26 protein-coding genes are annotated in these 26,272 nt (G+C 61.8%); 5 read left to right on the forward strand and 21 right to left on the reverse strand.

Annotated elements, in window-relative coordinates:
* Positions 1–89 precede the first annotated feature (89 nt).
* Positions 90–1,337 carry a peptidase T gene (gene pepT, locus V8N38_RS17840; protein ID WP_147840067.1) on the forward strand — a complete coding sequence of 416 codons (1,248 nt, stop codon included), beginning with the start codon at positions 90–92 and terminating at the stop codon, positions 1,335–1,337.
* Here pepT and V8N38_RS17845 read toward each other — a convergent pair.
* On the reverse strand, positions 1,334–2,446 hold the full coding sequence (locus V8N38_RS17845; protein ID WP_147840066.1) for an SLC13 family permease: 1,113 nt from the start codon (positions 2,444–2,446) through the stop codon (positions 1,334–1,336). The two genes, pepT and V8N38_RS17845, sit on opposite strands and share 4 nt — an antisense overlap.
* A 154-nt stretch (positions 2,447–2,600) precedes the next feature.
* Between V8N38_RS17845 and apbE the strand changes: the two genes are divergently transcribed.
* Positions 2,601–3,632 carry an FAD:protein FMN transferase ApbE gene (gene apbE, locus V8N38_RS17850; RefSeq protein ID WP_070915272.1) on the forward strand — a complete coding sequence of 344 codons (1,032 nt, stop codon included), beginning with the start codon at positions 2,601–2,603 and terminating at the stop codon, positions 3,630–3,632.
* Between the two features lie 62 nt (positions 3,633–3,694).
* Here apbE and V8N38_RS17855 read toward each other — a convergent pair whose 3' ends face one another.
* The gene (locus V8N38_RS17855) at positions 3,695–3,916 is read right to left on the reverse strand and encodes a hypothetical protein (protein WP_004936201.1); all 222 of its coding nucleotides are present in this window, start codon (positions 3,914–3,916) and stop codon (positions 3,695–3,697) included.
* Positions 3,917–4,128: 212 nt separating this feature from the next.
* The gene (fabB, locus tag V8N38_RS17860; RefSeq protein WP_016926857.1) at positions 4,129–5,349 is read right to left on the reverse strand and encodes a beta-ketoacyl-ACP synthase I; all 1,221 of its coding nucleotides are present in this window, start codon (positions 5,347–5,349) and stop codon (positions 4,129–4,131) included.
* A 170-nt stretch (positions 5,350–5,519) separates the two neighbouring features.
* On the opposite strand from fabB, the gene mnmC reads away from it, so the two are divergent.
* Complete coding sequence (mnmC, locus tag V8N38_RS17865) at positions 5,520–7,541, forward strand: bifunctional tRNA (5-methylaminomethyl-2-thiouridine)(34)-methyltransferase MnmD/FAD-dependent 5-carboxymethylaminomethyl-2-thiouridine(34) oxidoreductase MnmC (RefSeq protein WP_147840065.1); 2,022 nt, start codon at positions 5,520–5,522, stop codon at positions 7,539–7,541.
* A 41-nt stretch (positions 7,542–7,582) separates the two neighbouring features.
* Here the strand turns inward: mnmC and V8N38_RS17870 are convergent, their stop codons facing one another.
* The 6 genes from V8N38_RS17870 to prmB all read right to left on the reverse strand — a co-directional run bounded on the left by V8N38_RS17870 (position 7,583) and on the right by prmB (position 12,261).
* Positions 7,583–7,864: a YfcL family protein gene (locus V8N38_RS17870; protein WP_016926855.1), complete on the reverse strand. Its 282-nt coding sequence runs from the start codon at positions 7,862–7,864 to the stop codon at positions 7,583–7,585.
* Between the two features lie 32 nt (positions 7,865–7,896).
* On the reverse strand, positions 7,897–8,445 hold the full coding sequence (locus tag V8N38_RS17875) for an elongation factor P hydroxylase (RefSeq protein WP_169318894.1): 549 nt from the start codon (positions 8,443–8,445) through the stop codon (positions 7,897–7,899).
* Between the two features lie 89 nt (positions 8,446–8,534).
* On the reverse strand, positions 8,535–9,341 hold the full coding sequence (locus tag V8N38_RS17880) for a sulfite exporter TauE/SafE family protein (RefSeq protein ID WP_025303718.1): 807 nt from the start codon (positions 9,339–9,341) through the stop codon (positions 8,535–8,537).
* A 3-nt stretch (positions 9,342–9,344) separates the two neighbouring features.
* The gene (gene mepA / locus V8N38_RS17885; protein WP_038876512.1) at positions 9,345–10,172 is read right to left on the reverse strand and encodes a penicillin-insensitive murein endopeptidase; all 828 of its coding nucleotides are present in this window, start codon (positions 10,170–10,172) and stop codon (positions 9,345–9,347) included.
* 5 nt (positions 10,173–10,177) lie between these two features.
* Positions 10,178–11,263 (reverse strand): chorismate synthase, encoded by a 1,086-nt coding sequence (gene aroC, locus V8N38_RS17890; protein WP_147840064.1) that lies wholly within the window; start codon positions 11,261–11,263, stop codon positions 10,178–10,180.
* Between the two features lie 65 nt (positions 11,264–11,328).
* Positions 11,329–12,261, reverse strand: coding sequence for a 50S ribosomal protein L3 N(5)-glutamine methyltransferase (prmB, locus tag V8N38_RS17895; protein WP_033648158.1), 933 nt, complete (start codon positions 12,259–12,261; stop codon positions 11,329–11,331).
* Positions 12,262–12,431: 170 nt separating this feature from the next.
* Between prmB and smrB the strand changes: the two genes are divergently transcribed.
* Positions 12,432–12,962, forward strand: coding sequence for an endonuclease SmrB (smrB, locus tag V8N38_RS17900; protein WP_060419981.1), 531 nt, complete (start codon positions 12,432–12,434; stop codon positions 12,960–12,962).
* 67 nt (positions 12,963–13,029) lie between these two features.
* Here smrB and sixA read toward each other — a convergent pair whose 3' ends face one another.
* From sixA to V8N38_RS17920, 4 genes are all read right to left on the reverse strand, one after another.
* Positions 13,030–13,512: a phosphohistidine phosphatase SixA gene (gene sixA / locus V8N38_RS17905; RefSeq protein ID WP_004936230.1), complete on the reverse strand. Its 483-nt coding sequence runs from the start codon at positions 13,510–13,512 to the stop codon at positions 13,030–13,032.
* Positions 13,513–13,900: 388 nt separating this feature from the next.
* On the reverse strand, positions 13,901–16,066 hold the full coding sequence (gene fadJ / locus V8N38_RS17910) for a fatty acid oxidation complex subunit alpha FadJ (protein WP_087763421.1): 2,166 nt from the start codon (positions 16,064–16,066) through the stop codon (positions 13,901–13,903).
* Complete coding sequence (gene fadI / locus V8N38_RS17915; RefSeq protein ID WP_033653729.1) at positions 16,066–17,376, reverse strand: acetyl-CoA C-acyltransferase FadI; 1,311 nt, start codon at positions 17,374–17,376, stop codon at positions 16,066–16,068. The genes fadJ and fadI overlap by 1 nt, the downstream gene beginning before the upstream one ends.
* 197 nt (positions 17,377–17,573) lie before the next feature.
* Positions 17,574–17,870: a YfcZ/YiiS family protein gene (locus V8N38_RS17920; RefSeq protein ID WP_072145088.1), complete on the reverse strand. Its 297-nt coding sequence runs from the start codon at positions 17,868–17,870 to the stop codon at positions 17,574–17,576.
* Between the two features lie 404 nt (positions 17,871–18,274).
* Between V8N38_RS17920 and fadL the strand changes: the two genes are divergently transcribed.
* A complete protein-coding gene (gene fadL / locus V8N38_RS17925; RefSeq protein ID WP_060419975.1) occupies positions 18,275–19,597 on the forward strand; it encodes a long-chain fatty acid transporter FadL in 1,323 nt (440 codons plus the stop codon).
* Between the two features lie 116 nt (positions 19,598–19,713).
* Here fadL and mlaA read toward each other — a convergent pair whose 3' ends face one another.
* The 8 genes from mlaA to V8N38_RS17965 are packed head-to-tail and all read right to left on the reverse strand — an operon-like array spanning position 19,714 to position 26,155.
* A complete protein-coding gene (gene mlaA / locus V8N38_RS17930) occupies positions 19,714–20,472 on the reverse strand; it encodes a phospholipid-binding lipoprotein MlaA (RefSeq protein ID WP_049200138.1) in 759 nt (252 codons plus the stop codon).
* A gap of 28 nt (positions 20,473–20,500) precedes the next feature.
* Entirely contained in the window at positions 20,501–21,715 is a 1,215-nt protein-coding gene (gene ccmI, locus V8N38_RS17935; protein ID WP_147840063.1) for a c-type cytochrome biogenesis protein CcmI, read from the reverse strand.
* On the reverse strand, positions 21,715–22,182 hold the full coding sequence (locus tag V8N38_RS17940; RefSeq protein ID WP_060419972.1) for a cytochrome c-type biogenesis protein CcmH: 468 nt from the start codon (positions 22,180–22,182) through the stop codon (positions 21,715–21,717). The genes ccmI and V8N38_RS17940 overlap by 1 nt, the downstream gene beginning before the upstream one ends.
* A complete protein-coding gene (locus tag V8N38_RS17945) occupies positions 22,179–22,730 on the reverse strand; it encodes a DsbE family thiol:disulfide interchange protein (protein WP_033653726.1) in 552 nt (183 codons plus the stop codon). The genes V8N38_RS17940 and V8N38_RS17945 overlap by 4 nt, the downstream gene beginning before the upstream one ends.
* A complete protein-coding gene (locus V8N38_RS17950; protein ID WP_039564915.1) occupies positions 22,727–24,697 on the reverse strand; it encodes a heme lyase CcmF/NrfE family subunit in 1,971 nt (656 codons plus the stop codon). Before V8N38_RS17950 ends, V8N38_RS17945 begins: the two co-directional genes overlap by 4 nt.
* A complete protein-coding gene (ccmE, locus tag V8N38_RS17955; RefSeq protein WP_004936264.1) occupies positions 24,694–25,188 on the reverse strand; it encodes a cytochrome c maturation protein CcmE in 495 nt (164 codons plus the stop codon). Before ccmE ends, V8N38_RS17950 begins: the two co-directional genes overlap by 4 nt.
* Positions 25,185–25,421 (reverse strand): heme exporter protein CcmD, encoded by a 237-nt coding sequence (gene ccmD / locus V8N38_RS17960; RefSeq protein ID WP_147840062.1) that lies wholly within the window; start codon positions 25,419–25,421, stop codon positions 25,185–25,187. Before ccmD ends, ccmE begins: the two co-directional genes overlap by 4 nt.
* Entirely contained in the window at positions 25,418–26,155 is a 738-nt protein-coding gene (locus tag V8N38_RS17965; protein ID WP_147840061.1) for a heme ABC transporter permease, read from the reverse strand. The genes ccmD and V8N38_RS17965 overlap by 4 nt, the downstream gene beginning before the upstream one ends.
* Positions 26,156–26,272 lie beyond the last annotated feature (117 nt).

Raw genomic sequence — 26,272 nt, forward strand, 5'->3', positions numbered from 1 at the left:
TCGCATTCTGGTAGTTTACGCATTGCACCGTTGGACAAACAGCTGATTTCGTTTTAAAACCGGTAGATTGCCAACCGCGAGGAGTTCCGATGACCAGCCCGATTGCCGAACAGCTCACCGAACGTTTCTTCCGCTACCTGGCGGTGACCAGCCAGAGCGACGCCGCCGCAACCACCCTGCCCAGCACGCCGGGGCAGCATGAGATGGCGCAGCTGCTGGCGGAAGAGCTGCGCCGGCTCGGCCTGGCCGACGTGCAGATAGACGACCACGCCACCGTCACCGCCCGCAAGCCCGGCACCCAACCCGGCGCGCCGCGCATCGGCTTCATCACCCATATCGACACCGTGGACGTCGGCCTGTCGCCCGAAATTCGCCCGCAGCGCCTGCGCTTCACCGGCGAAGATTTATGCCTGAACGCCGAGCAAGATATCTGGCTGCGCACCGCCGAGCACCCGGAGATCCTGCCCTACCGGAACGAAGAGATCCTGTTCAGCGACGGCACCAGCGTACTGGGCGCCGACAACAAGGCGGCGGTCACCGTGGTGATGACGCTGCTGGCCAACCTGACCGCCGCCGATCGCCACGGCGATATCGTGGTGGCGTTCGTGCCGGATGAAGAGATCGGCCTGCGCGGCGCCAAGGCGCTGGATCTGCAGCGTTTCGCCGTCGATTTCGCCTATACCATCGACTGCTGCGAACTGGGTGAAGTGGTTTACGAGAATTTCAACGCGGCGGCGGCGGAGATCCGCATCGAAGGGGTAACCGCCCACCCGATGTCGGCGAAAAACGTGTTAATCAACCCGATACGCATCGCCAACGACATCATCAACCGATTCGACGTGCAGGATACCCCGGAACACACCGACGGGCGCGAGGGCTATTTCTGGTTCACGGATCTGGCCGCCAATGCCAATCAGGCGACGCTGAAGGTGTCGATTCGCGACTTCGATCGCGCCACCTTCGAGGCGCGCAAAACCCGCCTTGAGGAGACGGTGCGTCAGGTGGCGGCCAACTATCCGCGCGCCAACGTCAGCTGCAGCATCAGCGACATCTACAGCAACATCAGCAACGCCATCGGCGAAGATCGGCGCGCCATCGATCTGATCTTTGGCGCCCTTGCCGCCCACGGCATCCCGCCGAAGGTGATCCCGATGCGCGGCGGCACCGACGGCGCGGCGCTCTCGAGCCGCGGCATCCTGACGCCCAATTACTTCACCGGCGCGCATAACTTCCACTCGCGCTTCGAGTTTTTACCCATCAGCGCCTTTGTGAAATCCTACCAGGTAACCCGCAGCATTTGCCTGTTGGCCGCCCGGCAGAGCGGTAATCCGGGCTAGCTCAACAGCCAGCCTACCAGCGCGGCCCACGCCAGCAACGGCAGCGAGTAATAGTGGAAGCGCAACCAGATCTTGCGCTCCCCCGCCATGCGCAGCGCAATCAGGTTGGCGAGCGAGCCGACCGCCAACCCGAAGCCGCCGGCATTGACCGCATAGGCCAACTGCGCGCTGGAGGGCACATAGTTGAGCAGCAAAATGGTGGCCGGCACGTTGCTGACGATCTGCGACAGCCCGACGCCCAGCGCATACACCCCGCCGTCGCTCAGCCCGGCGATAGCAGCAAACGCCGGCTGAAGCGGCGGCAGGCGGGTAAACAGGCCAACATCGATAAACATGGCGGCGAACACGAAAATCAGGCTCCAGTCGATCTGCAACAGCACCCGGCGCGCCAGCAACAAAAAGCCGGCGAACACCGCCAGCAGCCCATACAGCGGCAGACCGATATCCAGGCACAGCAGGAAGATCGCATACAGCCCCACGCAGCTCAGCAACAGCGGCCGTTGATAGGGGTAGCCCTCGGTATTCGGCGTTTTCACGATGTCGCGCGCCGGGAAGCTGAACCAGGTCAACGCCAACAGGCTCAGCATCATCGCGGCGCCAAACGGCGCCATCTGGCCGATGAAGCCGAGGAAAGAAAGGCCCGAGCGGCTCCACAGCAGGATATTTTGCGGGTTGCCGATCGGCGTCAGCAGCGAACCGGCGTTCACCGCCAGCGCCTGAAAGATGATCAAACGGCCCACCGGCAGCGCCGACAGCTTTTTCAGCGTGATGGTGAGCGGAATGACGATAAACAGCGCCACGTCGTTGGTCAGAAACGACGACAGCAGCGCGGCGGAAAACACCAGGAACAGCGCCAGCCGCCGTTCGCTATGCAGCCGGTTGATAATCTTACGGCCAACGAAGTCGAAGTAGCCGCTGACCTCGACGCCTTTGGTCAGCAGCATCAGCCCCAACAGAGTAATGAGGGTGCGGCCGTCGATGAACCCGCCCAGCGCCGCCAGCGGCTGCGGATGAAAGGCGAACATCGCTGCGCCGGCCAGCAACAGCGCATGCAGGAAACGGTCTTTGACAAAGGGATGGATAAGCCGGGAAATGGCGGTTGCACTCATGGTGGCAGCTTGAAACCTCAGCGAAAAGCATGAGCGAGACGTTAGCTCAGGCGCAGCCGCAACGCCAGCAAAATGCTATTTTACCTTTATCCGCTTTCCATTTGCCGCGCTTTACTTTATTTGTAGCGGCTTTCTCGTTTTCAAAGGACATGTTATGGCTTCCCTGTTCGCCAAAGGGGCGTTGCTCAGCGCCTTATGCGCCCTGCTCGCCGCCTGCGACGATGCCTCCTCCCGCCCGCAAATCGCTATCGACGGCAAGACCATGGGCACCTTCTACAGCGTTAAAGTCAGCGGTGACGTCGCGATCGGCAAGCAAGAACTGCAGCGGCAGATCGACGCGGTGCTCGAACGGGCCAACGACGATATCTCCACCTACCGCGCCGACTCGGTGCTGTCGCAATTTAACCGTAGCGCCAGCCTCGAACCGCAGCCGATCCCGCGCGGCATGGCGGACATCGTGCTGATGGCCCAGCGCATCGGCCGCGATACTGGCGGCGCCATGGACATCACCGTTGGCCCACTGGTGAACCTGTGGGGATTCGGCCCCGACAAGCATCCGGTCAAGGTGCCGGAACAGGCGCAGATCGACGCGGCGAAGCAGCGCATCGGCCTGCAGCACCTGAAGCTTATCAGCGACAATCGCGGGGAGTGGCTGCAAAAAGATCTGCCGGACATGTACGTCGATCTCTCGACGCTGGGCGAAGGCTACGGTGCCGATGAACTGGTGCGCCTGATGAACCGCAACGGCATTACCAACTACCTGGTATCGGTCGGCGGCGCGGTCTCTTCACGCGGCGTCAACGGCCAGGGCAAACCCTGGCGGGTGGCAATCCAAAAGCCAACCGACCGTGAAAACGCGGTGCAGGCGCTGGTGGATCTGCACGGTTACGGCATCAGCACCGCCGGCAGCTACCGCAACTACTTTGAACAAAACGGCCAGCGCTACTCTCATGTCATCGATCCGACCACCGGCAGGCCGATCAACCACCGGCTGGTTTCCGCCACGGTGATCGCCCCCACCGCGCTCGAGGCCGACGGCTGGGATACCGGCCTGATGGTGCTGGGCACGGAGAAAGCGTTGAAACTTGCCGAAGAGAAAGGGCTGGCGGTCTACCTGATCAGCAAAACCGACGACGGCTTTAGCGCCGTGATGACGCCGCAGTTCAAGGCGTTTTTGGTGCAGTGAAATAAAAAAGCCCGGCACGCAATGGCCGGGCTGGTTGCATGCGCCCGCAGGCGCCGCGCCGATCACTTGGTCAGCGCGATGATGCCGAGGGTCAGACCGGCCACTGCCGCCGCGCCGCCGGCGATCGCGCCCGCGGTTTCCCAGTTATCCTGAGTGGTGCCCTTCATGCAGGTGTTGGTGTGCACCAGACGCCCCTGGTCATCGTAGACCGGAACGCAGGGAGAATCAGTGGCGCATCCGGCCAACACGGCCGACAGTAACCCAACCGCAATTAACTTTTTCATACTTCTTGCCTCAATGTTCGATCACTTTAGAAAGCCACGCCGAGCGATAATCACGCTACCTGGCTATTGTATGCCCAACGCGTGTAATGGCGAGGTAATGATGTGTCAGGGGATGTGATTTGGGAAAACTCCGAGCGCTCGCCCGGCGGGCTTTGAACGGTAAAAAGCCCGCGAAAACGCGGGCTTGATGGCGAGATGAAGCTCAGGCGGAATTATTTCGCCAGTTTGCGCATCACCAGGGTGGCGTTGGTGCCGCCGAAGCCGAAGCTGTTGGACATCACCGTGGTCAGCTCGCGCTGAGTCGGCTGAGTCACGATGTTCATGCCGGCCGCCTGCTCATCCAGGGTTTCGATGTTGATGCTCGGCGCGATAAAGCCGTGCTCCAGCATCAGCAGGCTGTAGATCGCTTCCTGCACGCCTGCGGCGCCCAGCGAGTGACCGGTCATCGCCTTGGTGGAGGAGATAGCCGGGGTATTGTCGCCGAACACTTCGCGAATCGCGCCCAGCTCTTTCACGTCGCCTACCGGCGTGGAGGTGCCGTGCACGTTGATGTAGTCGATAGGCGCATCCAGATCCTGCATCGCCATCTTCATGCAGCGTACTGCGCCTTCGCCCGATGGCGCAACCATGTCGGCGCCGTCGGACGTTGCGCCGTAGCCAACGATTTCTGCATAGATGTGCGCACCGCGCGCCAGCGCGTGCTCCAGTTCTTCAACCACGACCATACCGCCGCCGCCGGCAATGACGAAACCGTCACGATCGGCGTCGTAGGTGCGGGAGGCTTTTTCCGGCGTGTCGTTGTACTTGGTGGACAGCGCGCCCATCGCGTCGAACTCGCAGGCCATTTCCCAGCACAGCTCTTCGCCGCCGCCGGCGAACACGATGTCCTGTTTGCCCAGCTGGATTTGCTCAACCGCGTTACCGATGCAGTGTGCAGAGGTCGCGCAAGCGGAGCTGATGGAGTAGTTTACGCCGTGGATTTTGAACGGCGTCGCCAGGCAGGCGGAAACGCCGGAAGCCATGGCTTTGGTGACCACGTACGGGCCAACCGCTTTCAGGCCGCGCGGGCTGCGCATCGCATCGGCGCCGAACACCTGGAAGCGCGGAGAACCGCCGCCGGAACCGGCGATCAGGCCCACGCGCGGGTTGTTTTGATACTCTTCTTCCTTCAGGCCGGAAGAAGCGATCGCTTCTTGCATCGCCAGGAAGGCATAGATGGAAGCATCGCTCATGAAACGCACCGCCTTGCGGTCGATCAGGCCGGTCGTGTCGAGCTTAACTTGCCCCCATACGTGACTACGCATGCCGGAATCTTTCAGTTCCTGGGAGAAAGTGATCCCAGAACGTCCTTCCTGCAGGCTCGCCAGGACCTCCTGCTGGTTATTACCAATGCTGGAGACAACTCCCAGGCCAGTAATCACTGCACGTTTCATTCAATACCTCTTCCACTATTTACCTACGGGATTTTGCATCGCACTTTAGCGTACAGATGTAAGCCGAACAAGTCCGATCAGCGTTTTTCAGCTTTATTGTTGTCCAGTTTGCGCCAGGGCGCCAGCGCCGTTAGAATTCGCGGCATCCCTTGAATTTCGAGCTATTGACCGTGAACCACGCCCCCATCCAAACCGCAACGCTAACCTGGAACGAACAGGGTACACCTGTTTCGAAACAGTTTGATGACGTCTATTTTTCCAATCAGGATGGGCTGGAAGAAACCCGCTATGTCTTCCTGCACGGCAACCGGCTGCCGCAGCGTTTCGCCACTCACCCGCGCCCGCTGTTGGTGGTGGCGGAAACCGGATTCGGCACCGGGCTCAATTTCCTGACCCTGTGGCAGGCCTTCGCGGGCTTCCGCCAGGCCGAGCCGGACGCCGCGCTGCAACGCCTGCACTTTATCAGCTTTGAAAAATTCCCCCTGCAGCAGGCCGATCTGGCGGCGGCGCATGCGCGCTGGCCGGAGCTGGCTCCCTATGCCGACGAGCTGCGCGCCCAATGGCCGCTGCCGCTGCCGGGCTGCCATCGCCTGCTGTTGGCCGAAGGCCGCATTACGCTCGATCTGTGGTTCGGCGACGTCAACGAACTGCTGCCTCAGTTCGACGCCAGCATGAATAACCAGGTCGACGCCTGGTTCCTCGACGGCTTCGCACCGGCCAAAAATCCCGACATGTGGACCGAGCAACTGTTCGCCGCCATGGCGCGTTTCGCCCGGCCGGAAGGCAGCTTCGCCACCTTTACCGCCGCCGGCTTCGTGCGCCGCGGCTTGCAGCAGGCCGGTTTTCAGGTCAACCGTTGCAAAGGCTTCGGCCAAAAACGTGAGATGCTCGCCGGCGGTCTGCCGGCCGATACGCAGCCTACACCCCACCCGGCACCCTGGTATCGGCGTCCGACGGCGGACAACACCGCCGACATCGCCCTGATCGGCGGCGGCGTCGCCAGCGCGCTCACCGCGTTGGCCTTATTGCGGCGCGGCGCCAGCGTCACGCTGTACTGCGCCGACGAGCAGGCGGCCGAGGGCGCTTCCGGCAACCGTCAGGGGGCGATTTATCCTCTGTTGAACGGCAGCGGCGACGCGCTGGAGAGTTTCTTCAGCGCCGCGTTTCCCTTCGCCCGTCGTCAATACGACACCCTCTTGCAACAAGGCGTCACCTTTGATCACCAGTGGTGCGGCGTCAGCCAGCTGGCCTACGACGAAAAGAGTGGGGCCAAGATCGCCAATATGCTGAAAACCGGCTGGCCGCCGGCGCTGGCGATGGCGGCCGACCGCGAGACGCTCAGCGAACTGTGCGGCGTCGATACCGGCTTTGGCGGCATCACCTACCCGCAGGGCGGCTGGCTCTGCCCGGCCGAGCTGACGCGCGGTGCTATCGCGCTGGCGCAGCGGCAGGGTCTGGTCTGCCGCTACCGGCACGATGCGCAGGCGCTGGCGCGTGAAGAAAATGGCTGGCGCATCGACTTCGCCCACGGCGAAAGCCACCGCCATGCGACGGTGATCCTGGCCAACGGACACCGGTTGGCCGAGCTGGCGCCGACGCAAGCCCTGCCGCTGTACTCGGTGCGCGGGCAGGTGTCGCACATCCCAAGCTCGCCGGCCCTCGGTCAGTTGAAACAGGTCTTGTGCTACGACGGCTACCTGACGCCGGTCAATGCCAACAACGGCCAACACTGCATCGGTGCCAGCTACCAGCGTGGCGACACCGCCACCGACTACCGCGAGCAGGAGCAACAGGAAAACCGCGAGCGCCTGCTGCGCTGCCTGCCTGAGCAGGCCTGGCCGCAGCAGGTGGACGTCAGCGCTCATCAGGCGCGCTGCGGCGTGCGCAGCGCCACCCGCGATCATTTGCCGATGGTCGGCGCGCTGCCGGACTATCAGGCCACGGTGACGCAGTATCAGGATTTGCAGCGGCAGAACCAGCGCGGCGAAACCGTCGCCGATGCGCCGGTCTATCCCGGCCTGTTTGCTATCGGCGGGTTGGGATCGCGCGGGCTGTGCTCGGCGCCGCTCGCAGCGGAAATTCTGGCGGCGCAGCTGTTCGGCGAACCGTTACCGGGCGATGCGCGTCTGCTGGCGGCGTTGAATCCGAATCGGATGTGGGTACGAAAGCTGCTGAAAGGGCGTGCGGTTTAATTCATGAATGAGGGGCGCGGTGATGCGCCCCGGCATGGCGGTCAGGCGGCAGGCGTGGCGGCCTGATAGAGGTTTTCCCACATGCCGCGTACCAGGATCTGATCCGGCGGCGAGAGTTCCCCGGCGGCGATCGCCTTGTGCAGGCTCTCTTCCACCCGCGCCTTCAGCGCTTCGGCAGTGTGCTCACCCTGCTCTTCCGCTTCGGCCACCGCCAGCGTCAGATGACCGCGCAGGTAGCCACCGGCAAACAGTTCATCATCGCTGGCGTGCTCTACCATGTCATCAATCAGCGCCAAAATGCGCGCTTCGAATTCTGCGATCATCAAATTTCCTCATTAAATAGCGGGCTGTGGCGTCAGTTGAGATCTTCCGGGTACGGAAAATGCTCGGCCGCCAACGGTGGCGTATTGTAGAACGATTGCAACGCCTGAATAAAGCGTGCAGGCCGTGTGGGTATTCCCTGCTCCAGCAGCGCCAATACCCGGGCGCGCACCTTGCGTTGGAACGCGATGCGATCCGGCTCGCAGTCGCCGTTCAGGTTGTCGCAGCTGACGTTGAACGGGAAACCGGCCGCCACGCAGAACATCCATTCCAGCGCCTGCGGTTTGATCTCTACCGCTTCGAATTCACTCTGGGTTTGCGCGTCGCGCCCGTCCGGGCAATACCAGTAACCGAAGTCCACCAGCTGGCGGCGCGCTTCGCCGGCGATGCACCAGTGCGAGATTTCGTGCAGGCCGCTGGCGTAGAAGCCATGGGCGAACACGATGCGGTGATACGGCAGTTCGTCGTCGGCCGGCAGGTAGATAGGCTCGTCGTCGCCCTTCACCAGGCGGGTGTTGTAATCATCGCTGAAGCACTGATTGAAGATCTCGATCAGCTGTTCATAGTGATAGCGGGTCTGCATGTCTGACATAAAAACTCTATAACCACAAAAATAAAGAGGCCATTATACCCGATAAGACAGGGCGCGTAAGCAACGCCCCCTCTTCATCTTTAACCGTGCACCAAGGCGGTCAACCACTGCTGAATTTCCGCGCCGTGATTGTCGTACAGCAGCTTGAGGCTCATCACCAGTGAGACGATCACGATCATCGGCCGAATCAGCTTCTGCCCGCGGGTCAGCACCATGTGCGCCCCCAGACGCGCCCCCAGCACCTGCCCCACCAGCATCACCAAACCGATGCTCCACACCACCTTGCCGCCGATGATGAACAGCGCCAACCCGCCGACGTTGGAGGTGAAGTTCAGCACCTTGGCATGCGCCGTGGACTTGGCGAGGTTAAAACCGCACAGCGTCACATAGGCCAACGCGTAGAAAGACCCGGCGCCGGGGCCGAAGAAACCGTCGTAAAACCCGACGCAGCCACCGGCCACCAGCCCAAACGGCAAGGCGCCGAGGCGGCGTTGACGATCTTCCTCACCCAGCCGCGGCATCAGTAAGAAGTAGAGGCCGATGCCGATCACCAGCAGCGGCAACATCTGCCGCAGCAAATCGGCGCGCATATGCTGCACCAGAATGGCGCCGGCGATCGAACCGATCAGCGTCAGAAATATCGTCAGCTTTTGGTCATTGAGGTTCACCGCGCGCCGACGAATAAAGTACAGGCTGGCGGAGAAGGAGCCGCCGACCGACTGCAGCTTGTTGGTGGCCAGCGCCTGCGCCGGGGGAACCCCCACCGCCAGCAGGGCCGGTACCGTCAGCAACCCACCGCCGCCGGCGATGGAGTCGATAAACCCCGCCAGCAGCGCTACCGCAAACAACACCCCGAGCATCTCGGGGCCAATGACAAACCAGTCCATGTGTTATTCCGCTGAGAAATGGTGATCCAGCAATGCCTGACAGGTCGGCGGTAACGGCGGCGGCACGGATTTGCCCGGCTTGGCGTTAGGCTGATGCGGCACGAACCAGCTCGCCAGTTCGGCCCCGCAGCCGTCACCCGGCGGCGGCGTATCCTGCTCCTGGCACTCCAGGCTGCCGGCTGGGCAGCGCAGGCGCACGTGCATGTGCGCACGATGGCCGAACCACGGGCGCACCTTGTGCAACCAGGCGCGATCGGCGCCGGCATCCAGGCACAGGCGCTGCTTGATCGCCGGGTTGACGAAGATGCGCGTCACCTCCGCGTCCTGCGCCGCCAGCTTGATCAGCGACTCAATTTGCGGCTGCCATTGGCTGGCCACCACCTGTTTGCCGTCCCCTGATACCAGGTCGATCGGCTGTGGTTTCAGCAATTGCTGCGCGCTCCAGCGTTGGCGCGGCAGCTGCAGCCAGATGTCGACGTCGAGCCCCGACTGGTGGCTGGCGTGGCCGCTGCTGAAGCGGCCGCCGGCCGGCATCGCCATATCGCCGATCAGCACCGTGCCCAGCGCTTTCTGGTTCGCCTGGCTGCTGAGGCGCTGAATAAACGCCAGCAGATCCGGGTGGCCGAAATAGCGGCGCTGGTCGGTACGCATCACCTGGTAGTTCGGTGAGTTCAGCGGCAACGGCTGCGCGCCGATGATGCAGCCGTTGGCGAAACCGCCCACCGCCTGCGGCGCGCCGGCCACCGGGTGATCGATTTTCTGCCACGGCGTCAGCGCCATGGCGGAGGCGGAGGCCGTCAGGGCCACCAGGCCCAACATCCAGTTTTTCATGGCGTTTACCAGCGCGGCACGTCGGAAACCACATCACCGTTTTGCGCACGCTGGCGCAGCAGGTGATCCATCAGCACGATCGCCATCATCGCTTCGGCGATCGGCACGGCGCGGATGCCCACGCACGGATCGTGGCGGCCGCGGGTGACCATTTCCACCGCTTCGCCCTGGCGATTGATGGTGCGGCCCGGCACCATGATGCTGGAGGTCGGCTTCAGCGCCAGATGCGCCACCATCGGTTGGCCGCTGCTGATGCCGCCGAGAATGCCGCCGGCATGGTTGCTCTGGAAGCCTTCCGGGGTGATTTCATCGCGGTTTTCGCTGCCGCGTTTGGTCACCACGGCGAATCCGTCGCCGATCTCCACGCCTTTCACCGCGTTGATGCTCATCAGCGCGTGCGCCAGATCGGCGTCGAGGCGATCAAACACCGGCTCGCCCAGGCCAACCGGCACGTTTTCTGCGATCACGCTGACCTTGGCGCCGATGGAGTCACCCTCTTTTTTCAGCGCGCGCATCAGTTCGTCCAGCGCTTCCAGCTTGTCCGGATCCGGGCAGAAGAACGGGTTCTGCTCGACCTGATCCCAGTCTTTCAGCTCGCAGGTCACGTCGCCGATCTGCGCCAGATAGCCGCGTACCTGCACGCCGAACTTCTGCTGCAGGTATTTCTTGGCGATGGCGCCCGCCGCAACGCGCATGGCGGTTTCGCGCGCCGAAGAACGGCCGCCGCCGCGATAGTCGCGCAGGCCGTATTTCTGTTCGTAGGTGTAGTCGGCATGCCCGGGACGGAACACGTCTTTGATGGCGCTGTAGTCTTGCGAGCGCTGATCGGTGTTCTCAATGATCAAACCGATGCTGGTGCCGGTGGTCACGCCTTCGAATACGCCGGAGAGAATGCGCACCTGATCCGGTTCGCGGCGCTGGGTGGTGTAACGCGAGGTGCCCGGACGACGGCGGTCCAGATCGTGTTGCAAATCGGCTTCGGTGAGCGGAATGCCGGGCGGCACGCCGTCGACGATACAACCCAGCGCCACCCCGTGAGATTCACCGAAGGTGGTGACGCGGAAAATCTGCCCAATACTGTTTCCTGCCATCACGGCTCCTTACCGTTAGTCTTTTATCGTTATGAGGCCCGCCGTGCGGGCCCTGGAAATGCGGTTTAGCTGCGGTAGAGGCTGAAGTGTTCCTTGCAATCCACCAGCTGCTGTTTGGTCAGCATGAACACGCCGTCGCCGCCGTTTTCGAACTCCAGCCAGGTGAACGGAATGTCCGGATATTGATCCATCAGGTGTACCATGCTGTTACCCACTTCACAAATCAGCACGCCGTCGTCGGTCAGGTAGTCCGGCGCGCAGGCCAGGATGCGGCGCACCAGCTTCAGGCCGTCGCTGCCCGCCGCCAGGCCCAGCTCCGGCTCAAAGCGGAACTCCTGCGGCAGATCGGACATGTCTTCCGCATCGACGTACGGCGGGTTGGTGACGATCAGATCGTACTGGATCGCGGGAACGTCGCGGAACAGATCGGAACGGATCGGGATCACCTGATGTTCGACGCCGTGCGCCTGAATGTTGCGCTCGGTCACCGCCAGCACCTCGCTGGAGATGTCCACCGCGTCCACTTCCGCCTCCGGGAAAGCGTAGCCGCAGGCGATGGCGATACAGCCGCTGCCGGTGCACATGTCGAGAATATGGCGTGGCGGGTGTGGGATCAGCGCGCTGAAGCGATCGTTGATCAGCTCGCCGATCGGCGAACGCGGCACCAGTACGCGCTCGTCGACGTAGAATTCCATGCCGCAGAACCAGGCCTTGTTGGTCAGGTAGGCAACCGGGATGCGCTCGTTGACGCGGCGGATCACGCGCTCAACGATGCGATGGCGCTCGCTGGAGGTCAGACGGGCGGTGTGCATGTCCTCCGGAATATCCAACGGCAGGAACAAGCTTGGCAGCACCAATTGCACCGCTTCGTCCCACGGATTATCGGTTCCGTGACCATAGTAGATATTGGCGGCGTTGAAACGGCTTACCGTCCAGCGCAGCATATCTTGAATGGTGTGCAGTTCGTTCACTGCTTCGTCGACGAAAATTTTGTCCAATTTGCCCTCCGGCAGGCGCTGTGTTTCATGATTTAGCCGCATAGTTTGCCATGAAGCCCGCGACAAATCACGCTTGCCCCTCGCGCTTTTCATTCTGGCCCGAGTTTTGCGTCGACAGCGCTCGTTCACAAGGTAAACTAGCGAAATAAACGATTTCCGGTGAATGAAGCATGAAGAACAAGCCCCCTCTGAGCAAAGACGAACAACAGCTCTTCAGAGAGTCGGTGGCGGGCGCGAAAAAGCTGCGCCAGGACACCATCGTCCACCGCCCGCCGAAACCCAAGGTCAAACAGATTACCCCGCAGCGGCTGCTGCAGGAGCAGGTCGATGCCAGCTATTATTTTTCAGATGAATACCAGCCGCAGCTGGAAGAAGAGGGCCCGACGCGCTACGTGCGCCCCGGCAGCAGCCCGTATGAGCTGAAGAAGCTGCGACGCGGCGATTATTCGCCGGAGCTGTTTCTCGATTTGCACGGCCTGACCCAGCTGCAGGCCAAGCAGGAGCTGGGGGCGCTGATCGCCGCCTGCAAACGTGAACACGTGCACTGCGCCTGCGTGATGCACGGGCACGGCAAACACATTCTCAAACAGCAAACGCCGCTGTGGCTGGCGCAGCATCCCGACGTGCTGGCGTTCCACCAGGCGCCGAAGGAATGGGGCGGCAACGCCGCCATCCTGCTGTTGGTGGAGCTGGCCGAGTAGACCCGCAGAAACGACTCAGGGCGATGTCAGACATCGCCCTGAGTTTATTCTGCACCGCATCCGCAGCTCACACTTTGGCCATCACCTGCGACGGGCTGACCTGCCATTCAAACTTGCCGTAACTGCCGTCCGCCGGCAGATCGACGTTGGCAATCGCCGAGGTCGCAAACATCGGCGGGCACTCGCCCGGGCACAGTTCGGCCACCAGATAGCCCACCAGAGGCAGGTGCGACACGATCAGCACCGAGCTCACCCCCTGCATCGCCAGCGCCTGCAGATAGCTGCCGACCTGTTCGGCGTTGCCGCCCGGCGTCAGCTCGGGCAGCACTTCTTCGCCCTCCGGCAGCGTCAAGGCTTCACGCACCGTCGCCAGCGTCTGTTCGGCCCGCAGATAGGGGCTGACCAGCACGCGTTCAATATCCACAGACTTGGTGTTCAACCAGGCCGCCATCTGACGGGACTCGTCGCGGCCGCATAGGGTAAGGGGCCTTACCGCATCGCTGGCTGCCTCGAGCGCCGCCTCTCCGTGACGCATAATCAAAACTTGCATATTGCACCGCTGTTGTTGACAAAGTAACGCTATACAGAAACGCCGTGCGTGCTGTACCGCCGAGTTTTACAACCCAAAGCCAAAGCTTTAAAACGATAACGCGCCGTCTCTTTATGGCGGCCGGGCATTTTGCCTGAAAGTTTGCGTAAAGAAAACGCTGTTTTTTACAGCAATCCTCTCCGGGCAAACCTCGATTGCTCACAGAACAAGCAATTCAACGGGTTAAATTTTAACCTTGCCGCCATGAAATTTATTGATGGCGGTCAAGCTAACTTACCGCTGCCTGCGCCTTGCTGTACAGCCTCACCGGCTGACGCTGTTGCAAGGAGTGATGGCGATCACAACGCGGCCCTGTTGCAACTATAGTGCAAATCGGGCCGCCCTGCGTTCAGCTCCCCAGCGGGTAAAAGCGCTCGCCCTGCTGCGCCATGCGCTGCAGGCGTTCGCACGGGGCGAAGTGCTCGCCGTGCTGCTGACGCAGGTAGTCCAGCGTCTTCACCACTTTCTCGGCGCCGAGTTCGTCCATATAGCGGAACGGGCCGCCGAGGAACGGCGGGAAGCCGATGCCAAACACTGCGCCGATGTCGCCGTCGCGCGCGCTGCGGATCACGCCTTCGTCCAGGCAGCGCGCCGCTTCGTTCAGCATCATCATCACGCAGCGTTGAGCGACGGTCGCCGGCAGCATGTGCGCCTTCGGCGTGACGCCGAGCAGCGTATACAATGAGGTATCCGCACGTTTGCGCCGCTGCCGCTGCTGCCCTTCGCTCGGGTAGAGATAGAAGCCGCGGCCGTTCTTGCGCCCTTTGCGCCCGTCTTTCAGCACCGCATCGAACGCAGCCGGCGCGGCGAAGCGCGGCCCCAGCGCCTCGACCAGTACCGGGATGATCTTGGTACCGACGTCGATGCCCACTTCATCCAGCAGGGTGATGGGGCCGACCGGGAAACCGAAGTCCACCAGCGCCTTGTCCAGCGACTCCATCGGCTCGCCTTCCAGCAGGCAGCGCGCCGCTTCGTTGATGTACGGCGCCAGGATGCGGTTGACGTAAAAACCGGCGCTGTCGCCCACCACGATGGCGGTCTTGCCCTGCTTGTGCGCCAGCGCCACGGTAGTGGCGATGGTCTCTTCGCTGGTGCCGGCGTGCGGGATCACTTCCACCAGCGGCATCTTGTCCACCGGGCTGAAGTAGTGCAGGCCGATCACCTGCTGCGGCCGCTGGGCTTTTTCGGCGATGCGGCCGATAGGCAGCGAGGAGGTATTGGAGGCGAACACGGTATGCGGCGCGCAGTTTGCTTCGACCTCGGCCACCATCTGCTGCTTCAGCGCCAAATCTTCAAACACCGCCTCGACCACGACATCCACCTGTTCAAAGCCGGTGTAATCGGTAGAGCCGGAGATCAGCATCATCTGTTTTTGCCGCTCGGCCGGGCGCATGCGCTTGCTGCGCACCCGCTTGCCGAGCACGTCCCAGCTGTATTTCAGCGCGTGATTGATGCCGGTTTCATTGATGTCTTTGATGCGAACCGGCAAACCGCCACGGGTGGCGGTGACGCAGGCGATGCCGCCGCCCATCAGACCGCCGCCGAGAATGCCGACGCGGTGCAGGGCGCGCGGCTGAGCATTGCCGCCCCGCTCTTTTTTCAGCGCGGTGGAGGCGAAGAACAGGCTGCGCAGCGCCGCCGACTGCGGCGTCATCGCCAGTTCGCCGAAGGCGCGCGCTTCGGCCTCATAACCGCTGGCGCTGCCGTGATCCAGCCCGGTGCGCACCACCTGAATGATGCGCTCCGCCGCCGGGTAGTTGCCGTGGGTTTTCGCCAACGTTTTCTTGCGCACGATGCTGAACAGCAGATTTCTGCCCAGCGGGCCGTTGAGCAGGCGATCCTGCCACGGCAGCTCGCGCTGATGTTTCCAGCCCTGTTTCACCCGCTCGATAGCGGTCTGCAACAGAATCGACTGCGGCACGGCGTCGTCCACCAACCCCATGCGCAGCGCCTGGCGGGCACGAATGTGCTTGCCGGTCAAGATCATGTCCAGCGCCTTGGCGGCACCGACCAGGCGCGGCAGGCGCTGCGTACCGCCGGAGCCCGGCAGCAGGCCCAGCTGCACTTCCGGCAGCCCAAGCGCGGTCTTGTCATCGAGCGAACAGACGCGGCCGTGGCAGGCCAGCGCCAGTTCCAGCCCACCGCCCAGGCAGGCACCGTGAATGGCCGCCACCACCGGCACCGGGAACGCGGCGATCTGCGCCAGCGTGCTCTGCCCTTTCTTGGCCAGCGTTTCCGCCTCTTTGGCGCTGGTGCAGGCGGCAATCATGGTGATGTCGGCGCCGGCGATAAACGAGTCCGGCTTGCCGGAAACGATCACCAACCCTTCCAGCGCGGTATGCTGTTGCGCCCGGATCAGCACGTCGTTCACCTGTTCGACGAACTCGGCCTTGAGCGTGTTCACCTTGTCGCCCGGCACGTCGATGGCGATCACGCCGATGTTGTCGGGGCGAATCGTCAGCTGAAAGGCCGACGGTTTGGCGCGCTGTTCATGCAATGCGTTTTCAAAGCTCATCATTCCACCTCCACGATCATCGCGGCCCCTAACCCGCCAGCGGCGCAGGCGGTGGTCAGGCCCAGCCCGCCGCCGCGGCGTTTCAGCTCATGCAGCGTCTGGGTGATCATACGCGCGCCGGTGGCGGCGAACGGGTGGCCATAGGCGATGGAACCGCCCAGGACGTTGAATTTGTCCATGTCCACCTCGCCGATCGCCTGGCTGCGGCCAAGCTTCTCGCGGGCGAACTCTTCGCTGGCGAACATCTTCAGGTTAGCCAGCGTTTGCGCGGCGAAGGCTTCATGCATGTCGATGAGCGTCAGATCGGCCAGGCCGATACCGGCGCGATCCAGCGCCAGCGGCGTGGCGTAGGAAGGCCCCAGCAGCATGTCTTCCCACACGTCGATGGCGGCGAAGGCGAAGCTGCGCAAATAGCCCAGCGGCTGCAGCCCCAGCTCTTTGGCGCGCGACTCGCTCATCATCAACACCGCCGCCGCGCCGTCAGTCAACGGTGTGCTGTTGGCCGCGGTGACGCTGCCGTGCTTGCGATCGAACGCCGGTTTCAGCTTGGCGTAGGAAGCCAGGCTGGAGTCTTTACGGATGTTGTTGTCTTCAGAAAGCTGCGCGCGGTAAGGCGGCACATAGGCGGTCATCACCTCGTCGCGCAGCCACCCCTGCTGCCAGGCCTTGGCCGCCAGCTCGTGTGAACGGTGCGCCAGCGCATCCTGCGCCTCGCGGGTGATGCCGTGGCTCTTCGCCATCTGCTCGGCGGTATCGCCCATGCGCAGCCCGGTGGAATACTCCGCCACCGCCGGCGGCACCGGCATCAGATCGCGGAATTTCAGCCGGCTGAACAGTTTGAGACGCTGCGACAGCGTACGCGCCTTGTTGACGTCCACCAGCGTGCGCGCCAGCGCCTTGCTGACGCCAATCGGCAAGACGGAAGAAGAGTCCGCCCCGCCGGCGATGCCGACGCTGATGCTGCCGGCCATGATGCTCTCCGCCACGTTGGCGATCGCCTGGAAGCTGGTGGCACAGGCGCGCGACACGCTGTAGGCGTCGGTATGGACGCTCATGCCGGTGCCGAGCACGATTTCACGCGCGATGTTCGGCGCCTCGGGCATTTGCACCACCTGGCCGAACACCAGCTGTTCGATAAGCTGCGGATCGATACCGCTGCGCGCCAACAGCTCGCTCACCGCCGTTTTCCCTAAATCCACCGCCGGAATGCCGTGATAGGCAGTCGCCTGTTTGGCAAAGGGGGTACGTAGTCCATTCACAATCGCAATGCGGTCACCATGACGGGTCACCAACGGCAGTGCCTTACTCATAAATGCTCCTGAAGAAAATAACGTCAGCGCAATGGGCAGAAAGAGGTCTGACCTGATGAGGTCATTGTTAACCAAACGGTTACATTTGGCAAACCGGCAGAGATCAAAACTGCGAGCAGGCGCACTTTCTATCGGGGGGCGATGTAGGGAAGGCAATCCCCGACGCGCGGCAGGCGGCGCCGGGGGTAAAGCGGGGATTAACGCAGGCCGAGCTGGAAGATCAGGGTTTCCGCCTGGCAGGCGAAGGTGAAATCGGCCTCCAACTGCACGCCGCCGTCAACCGGTTTAATGCTACTGCTGATGTCACAAGGGTCGGATTCTACCGCGCGCGCCTTTTCGCTCAGGGCGGCCAGCATGGCTTCCGCATCTTGTTGATTGCTGAACACCTGGCTGTAGGACGCGGTGCAATCGGTGTTATCCATCACGGTGCCGACATCCACGCAGCAACACGCGGCGGTTTCCTGGGCGCTGCATTTATTAATTGCATCTGACATGATTGGTTCTCCTCAAGGGCCTCGGTTATCAGCCCAAATTGCCGTTTTACTCACCGGCACAAAGCCACAAAATTCTGCAGGTATTTTACGCTTCCGCGCCGGCAATCACTAGCACTTACTTTTACTGGGTGTTTTAAGTGATGGAAATCACAAATAAAAATGAGCGCCTGCTAAGGAATGGTAAGAATTTTGTTATTTACCGCTGGCTTTTTGTTAAGCAGATCTCTTTTTTGATATCAGGTTGGAAATATTTCAAAAACAAACTTGCAACATTTTCACAGGTCAGACCTATACTTCAGCCACTGGTCTGATTTGTCTGAATGATAACGGACCCTACAATCCCGCGCTCCTTGTTACCTTGCGTAACATAGTTTAAATAATAAACACATAATGAGGTTTTGGTCATGAGCCAGAAAAACCTATTGACTAAATCAGCTCTCGCAGCTGCAGTGGCAATTATTTCTTCAAACGTGTCTGCCGCAGGATTCCAGCTGAATGAGTTCTCATCAGCTGGTTTAGGACGTTCGTATTCTGGCGAAGGCGCCATGGCGGATACGGCGGCCTCCGCGAGCCGCAACCCGGCGTTGCTGATGATGTATACCCGTCCGGAACTCTCTTTCGGCGCAGTCTTCATCGATCCGGACGTCGATATCAGTGGCCAATCCCCTTCCGGCGCCAGCCTGGATGCGAAAAACATCGCGCCGACCGCCTGGGTGCCGAACCTGCATTATGTTCACCCGATTAACGATCAATTCGCCGTAGGCGGCTCGGTCACCAGCAACTTTGGTTTGGCGACCGAATACAACAACGGTTATGCGGCGGGTTCCATGGGCGGCAAAACCGATCTGGAAACCCTGAACCTGAATCTGAGCGGCGCTTATCGCCTGAACAAAAACTTCAGCTTCGGTCTGGGTTTTGACGCCGTCTACGCCAAGGCTAAACTCGAACGTTATGCCGGCGACCTGCCAAAATTGATCGCCGGTTCAGGCAAATTGCCGCCACAGTTGGCCGGCCCGGTTTCGCAGATCCCGGCAGATACTCAAATTTCTCACCTGAAAGGCGACGAATGGGGCTTCGGCTGGAACGCCGGTATTCTGTACGAAGTGGATGAAAACAACCGTTACGGCTTCACCTATCGCTCAGAAGTGAAAATCGACTTCGACGGCGATTACAAAAGCAGTCTGCCTTCAGCCTTCAACCCGCTGCTGGCCTCTCAAGGTCTTCCGTGGGGTACCAACGGCACCACCATTCCGGGTTCTCTGAGCCTGCATCTGCCGGAAATGTGGGAGCTGTCCGGTTACAACAAAGTAGCGCCGCAGTGGGCTATCCACTATAGCCTGGCCTACACCAGCTGGAGCCAGTTCCAGGAGCTGAAAGCCACCGGCAACAACGGCCAGACCCTGTTCCAGAAGCATGAAGGCTTCAAAGACGCTTACCGCATCGCGCTGGGCACCACCTACTTCTACGACGACAACTGGACCTTCCGTACCGGTATCGCTTTCGATGACAGCCCGGTGCCCGCCCAAAACCGTTCGATCTCCATTCCGGATCAGGACCGTTTCTGGCTGAGTGCCGGTACCACCTATGCGTTCAACAAAGATGCGTCGGTCGACGTCGGCGTGTCCTACATGCACGGCCAAAAAGTCACCATCAACGAAGGCCCTTACACCTTCACTTCCGAAGGCAAGGCCTGGCTGTACGGCGCCAACTTCAACTACCGCTTCTAATCTCGCTTGAGAAAGAAGCCAAAGCGCCCCTCGGGGCGCTTTTTTTTGCCCGCCGCTTGCCGCCGGCATAAAAAAAACCGCCTGACGGCGGGTTTTCATTGGCGTAACGCCCGTGATTACTGCGAGTCGATCTCGTCCAGTTCGCCCTGAATCGCCTTGGCGTTCGGGTTCTCTTCCGGCTTGAGCGAACCGCCGTTGGCGATGAAATCGTGGCGCTGGAAGTAAGCTTCGCGCACCATGATGTAAGGATCGGAAGAGTTGCGCAGCAGACCATCGGAATCCAGCAGCTGGGCGCGGGTTTCGATCCCCTCGACCACCCACTTGCCCGCCGACATCCAGAAGGTCAGGTAGCTCAGCATCGGATACAGCGTATCCGCAAAGTCGCCGCCTTCGTCACGCAGCGTGAAGCTGCCGTAGCCCGGCAACATCACGTACGGGCCGTAACCCACATCGTAATGGCCCAGCGTGCTGCCGAAGCGGTTGGGTTCTTCGCGCGCCAGTTTCGGGTTGGCCATGCCGGCCACGTCGATCAGGCCGCCCATCCCGAGCAGGGTATTCAGGAAGAAACGGTTGAAGTGGATCATCCCGCGGTAAGGATCGCCCTTCAGGAAGGCGTTGACCATGCTGGCCGGCTCTTCCAGGTTGGAGGTGAAGTTGCTGATGCCGTTACGCGCCGGCATCGGCACGTAGTCGCGCCAGGCCACCGCGACCGGGCGCAGGATATAAGGATCCAGGACGTTGTAGTTGAAGTCGAACATCGTCCGGTTAAATCCTTCCAAAGGATCGGAACGCCCTTGCGGATCTTTGTCTGGCGCGCTGGCACAGCCCACCAGTAATACCGTTGCGAATGCCACCCCAGTCAGGCGAAAGTTCATATTTTTCTCCATAAAAACACGTTCGGTCTTATTTTTCATTGACCTGCTTGTTTATCTGAACGCTAACCTGCTCTTTACCGCTGAATGTCTGCAGCGAGCTTTCGCCGAACCAGTCTCCCGGCTGCGGCGTGGCCAATCCGTCCTGTGAGAGGCGCACACGCACCTGCACCTGATGCTGTGCCGAGAGTAAACGCTCGGGCATCATGGCGTTGCTGTCATCCAGAGAGAAAGACAGCGGAAAACGGCTCAGCGGCAATTGTTTTACCGCCACCGGCACCGGGCTGACGCCGTCGGTCACCGAGATGACCAGCGTCCCCTGCGTCGGCAGGGCTTTCGCCGCCTGCGGTGACAGCGAAACGGTCACATTCAGTTTAACAGTTTCTCCGCCGGCCTGGGCTTTTGCTTGTGCAATGCTGCGCTTTATCACTTCCGCGCGCGGATCGGTGGCCGGCAGCAGCTGCAGCATCACCTGCCAGGCGCCTATCGCCTGCTTGAAGTCGCCCTGTTCGAAGGCATTGAACGCCAGCAGGCTCAGCACCCGCGGATCGCCGTGATTTTCCGCGATCATGCGCCGCAACAGCTGCGTCGCCTGCTTGTTATCCTCCGGATCGTTGGAGCGCGTCAAGACCTCGGCATAGCCGAGCCGCACTTCCAGACTATTCGGATCCAATTGATAAGCATGGGCAAACGCCTGCGTAGCGGTGGTGGCGTTGTTCAGCGCCATGCCGACCCGCCCCAGCATCATCCAGTCGTTGATGTTGCGATCGTCCTGCTGCAGCGCGGTGCGCAGCCCCAGCCCGAGGCGAGCGATCTCTTCCATGCTCAGCGGTTTGGCGCGCTCATTGGCGACGCGCTCGCGCAATTCCGGCATTTGCGCCTGCACCAGGCGCCAGTCCAGCACCTGCGCCAACCCGCCGGTTTTCAGATAAAAGCCAACGGTCACCGCCAGCAATAACAGCACGCCCGGCACCAGCGCCCAGCGATTGATCGGCTTCGCCTGCGCCGCCTGCTCGACGGGAATGTCGTTCAGCAGATTTTGTTGCAGCTCTTTCACCAGCTCCGGGCGCTCGGCCACCACGCCTTGCTGCTCGTCCTGCTCCAGCTCGCTGAGGCGATCCTGATAAAATGCCTTGTTCAACGCATCGCGCGTGGCGGCGCTCTGCTTGCCGTGGCGCATCGCCGGCACCACCAGCAGCGCGGCGGCGCCGGCCAGCAACACGCAAATAATCAGCCAAAAAGCCATTAGGGTTTCTTCCTGTCAGTCTCTTGCAACAGCGCCGCCAGGCGCTGCCGTTCCCGTTCGGAGAATTCATCGTCCACCACCGCGCCAGGCCGGCGACGGGTGCGCAGGATCACCACCGCCCCGCCGATCAGCACGAACAGCAGCGGGCCGATCCACAAGATCAGCGTCGCCGGCGTTACCGGCGGCTCATAGGTGACAAAGTTACCGTAGCGCGCCACCATGTAATCGATGATCTGCTGCTTGCTTTGCCCCTGCATCATCAGCTCGTACACCTTGGTGCGCATGTCGGCGGCGATGATGGCATTGGAATCGGCAATGCTGTTGTTTTGGCATTTCGGGCAGCGCAGCTGTTCGGTCAACTCGCGATACTGCTGCTCCTGCTCGACGGAGTTGAAGCGATAGGTATCGATCGCCGCGGCGGCGCTCCAGCTCAGCAGCGCGGCGCACAGCAGGACAATCAGCCTCATGCCTCACCCCCGTACTTTTTATACAGCGGCAGCACTTCCTGCTGCCAAACGCGCTCATTCATGTCGCCGGCGTGGCGATAGCGAATAATCCCCTGGCCGTCGATAAGGAAGGTCTCAGGCGCGCCGTAGACCCCGAGATCCAACCCCAGCATGCCGTCGCCGTCGTACAGGCTGAGGGCATAGGGATTGCCGAGGGAATTCAGCCAGGTCACCGCCTTGGCGCGATCGTCTTTATAGTTCAGGCCAACCACCCGCACGCCACGCGCCGCCAGCGTATTGAGATACTGGTGTTCCGCGCGGCAGGTCGGGCACCAGGTGGCCCAGACGTTAAGCAATATCGGCTTGCCATCGCGCAGCACCGCCTGATCGTAGGTTTTGCCGGGCTGATCCAGCGACTCCAGCCTGAAGGTCGGCACCGGTTTGCCAATCAGCGCCGATTCCAGCATGGTCGGATCTTCGCCGCCGGCGTTACGCGTCAGTTGCACCATCAGCGCCGCCACCAGCAGCAGGAAGAGGACCAACGGGATAAACAGCAGCTTACGATTCATGGTTGCGCCTCCAGCTTGCCTTCGCGCTTGAGTTTTTTGCTCATGCGGTAACGCGGGTCGAGGATGCACAGCAGGCCGCCGATCGCCATAAAGACGCCGCCGAACCAAATCCAGCGCACGAAGGGTTTGTAATACAGGCGTACCGCCCAGGAGCCGTCCTCCAGCTCCTCGCCCAGCGCCGCGTACAGATCGCGGCTGAAACCGCCATCGATCGCCGCTTCGGTCATCATGCTGCGCGCCACGCTGTAGTAGCGTTTCTCCGCGTGCAGCGTCGCCTCCGGCTTGCCGTTGCGCGTGACGTCGATGATGCCGACGCCGCCGCTGTAGTTCGGGCCGCGAATGTCGTGCACGTCGCGGAACACGAAGTGATAGTTGTGAATATCCACGCTGTCGCCGGCCTTCATCCGCACGTCGCGCTCCACGCTGTAGTTCTGGCTGAAGGCGATGCCGATCACCGTCACCGCCACGCCGAGGTGGCCGAGCACCATGCCCCAGTGGCTGCGGGACAGCTGGCGCAGGCCGCGCCAGAAACCGTGACGGTGGGTAGCGCGCTCATGCAGCTCCATCAGCGTCAGAATGATCACCCACAGCGCCATGATCAGGCCCACCACCGTCATGCCGGCGATGCTGTCCTGCAGCAGCCACGGCAGCAGGATTGACAGCACCAGCGTCGCCAACAGCGCCACGCCGAGGCGGCGCCACAGCTTGCTCGGCTCATCGCGGCGCCAGCGCACCAAAGGCCCGATGCCCAACAGCAGCGCCAACGGCGCCATCAGCCAGGTGAACATGGTGTTGAAGAACGGCTCGCCGATCGAGATGCTGCCCAGCCCCAGCTGTTTGTGCACCAACGGCAGCAGCGTGCCCAACAGCACCACCAGCATGGCGGCGATCAGCAGCACGTTGTTGCCCAGCAGGAAGGTCTCGCGCGAGAAGGTCTCGTGCTGCACCCGGCTGCGCACCTGGCCGCCCTTGACCGCATACAGCAGCAGCGAACCGCCGATCACGATCACCAGATAGGCGAGGATAAACATGCCGCGCGCCGGATCGGAGGCGAAAGAGTGCACCGAGACCAGCACGCCGGAACGCACCAGGAAGGTGCCCAGCAGGCACAGCGAGAAGGCGGTGATCGCCAGCAACACCGTCCAGGCTTTGAACGTGCCGCGTTTTTCGGTCACCGCCAGCGAATGCATCAGCGCGGTGCCGGCCAACCACGGCATAAAGGAGGCGTTTTCCACCGGATCCCAGAACCACCAGCCGCCCCAGCCCAGCTCATAGTAGGCCCAGGCCGATCCGAGCACGATGCCGAGCGTGAGGAATACCCAGGCCGCGGTGGTCCACGGGCGTGACCAGCGCGCCCAGGCGGTGTCGAGCCGGCCGGCCATCAGCGAGGCGATGGCGAACGCAAAGGCGACCGAGAAGCCGACATAGCCCATATACAGCAGCGGCGGGTGGAAGATCAGGCCGATATCCTGCAGCAGCGGGTTGAGATCGCTGCCGTCGATCGGGAAATTCGGCAGCGTGCGGGTGAACGGGTTGGAGGTCATGATAATGAACAGCAGGAAACCGGCGGTGATCATCCCCATCACCGACAGCACCCGCGCCACCGCATCCTGCGGCATCGCCCGGCTGCACAACGCCACCGCCAGCGACCAACAGCTCAGCAGCAGCACCCACAGCAGCAGCGACCCCTCATGCGCCCCCCAGGTGGCGGCGATGCGGTAATACACCGGCAGTTGGGTATTGGAGTTGGTGGCCACGTAGGCGACGGTAAAATCGTTGACCACGAAGGCGTGCACCAGGCACAGGAACGCCAGCGCAATCGCGGCGAACATGCCGTAGGTCAGCGGGCGGGCGACCGCCATCATGCGGCTGTCTTGCCGCGCCGCGCCCCACTGCGGGTAAATGCTCAGCAACAGCGCAATCGCCAGCGCCAGGCACAGCAGAAAACTGCCCAGTTCCGGCATCATGACTTGGCGCCCTCCGCCTGCGGCGCGTTATACGCTTCCGCCGGGCCTTTGTGGTTCTCTTTCATCGCGTCGGCCACTTCCGGCGGCGTGTATTTCTCGTCGTGTTTGGCCAGCACTTCGCGCGCATTGACCACGTTGCCCTCGCCCAGCACGCCCTGCGCCACCACGCCCTGCCCTTCGCGGAACAGGTCCGGCAGAATGCCGGTGTAGGTCACGCCGATCGCGCCGCGCGCGTCGTAAATCTTGAAGCTGACCTGCAGCGTATTGGGATCGCGTTTTACCGAGCCCGGCATCACCATGCCGCCGATGCGCAGCCGCTGGCCGACCTCGGGCTTCTCATGATTTTCGCCCTTGCCCTGCAGGATTTCACCCGGGGTATAGAACAGATCGATGTTGGAGCGCAGCGCGTACAGCATCAGGGTCGCGGTCAGCGCGATGCCGATCAGCACAACGATCGCCAGATAAAGACGGCTTTTACGACGTGGATTCACAATGATTTCTCCCGCGGTACGGCGGATTTTTGTTTTGATTGTTGCGCATGGCGAATGCGCCGCTCGCGCGCCTGACGGCGGCCGATCTCGGCGAGCAACTGCCGCCGTTGCCAGACGGTGTGCGCCACCAGCCCCAACAGCGAAATCAGCGTGGCGGCGACCGCCAGCCAAACATAGAAGGCGTAACCGCCCATGGCGAAAAACGCCGACCAGGAATCGAACGCGGCATTCATGACTGACACTCCTTATTCACCAGCCCGGCGACCCACGGGCGCTGGCGCTCCTGGAACAGGATCAGATTGCGCAGGCGCATCAGCGTCAGCGTGACGAACAGCAGCAGGTAACCGAGGATCGCCCAGCGCAGCGGGGTGCGCATGCTTGGCGCGATAGACTGCTGCATATTGGTCGAGCCCTGATGCAGCGTATTCCACCATTCGACCGAAAAATGGATGATAGGGATATTTACCACGCCCACCAGCACCAGAATCCCGGCGGCGCGGCCCGCCAGACGGCGGTCTTCAAAGGCGTTGTACAGCGCGATGACGCCCATATAAAGGAACAGCAGCACCAGCTCGGAGGTCAGACGCGCATCCCACACCCACCAGGTGCCCCACATCGGCTTGCCCCAGGCGGAGCCGGTCACCAGCGCGATAAAGGTGAACACCGCGCCGATCGGCGCCATCGCCGCCACCACGGTATCGGACATTTTCATCTGCCACACCAGGCCGATAAACGCCGCCACCGCCATCGAGGCGTAGATGCCCATCGACCACATGGCCGCCGGCACGTGAATATAAATGATGCGGAAGCTGTCGCCCTGCTGATAATCCTTCGGCGCGAAACCAAAGCCCCATGCCCAGCCCAGCAGCAGGCAGGCCGCCGCCGCCAGCCCCAGCCAGGGGATAAAGCGGCCGCAGACGTGATACAGCCGTTCAGGCCGCGCCAGTTGATGTAACCATTTCCACATTGTCGTCAGTGCTCACGGTAATTTTTATGCGTCGGCCGCCCCGAGCGATCGAAACGGCGAAAATCTTCTGCGGGGTACGCTCTTGTCGGCCTTGCCCCGTCTGTTCATTCAATACGT

The sequence above is a fragment of the Serratia nevei genome (genome assembly GCF_037948395.1).
In the GTDB taxonomy this organism is placed as follows: domain Bacteria; phylum Pseudomonadota; class Gammaproteobacteria; order Enterobacterales; family Enterobacteriaceae; genus Serratia; species Serratia nevei.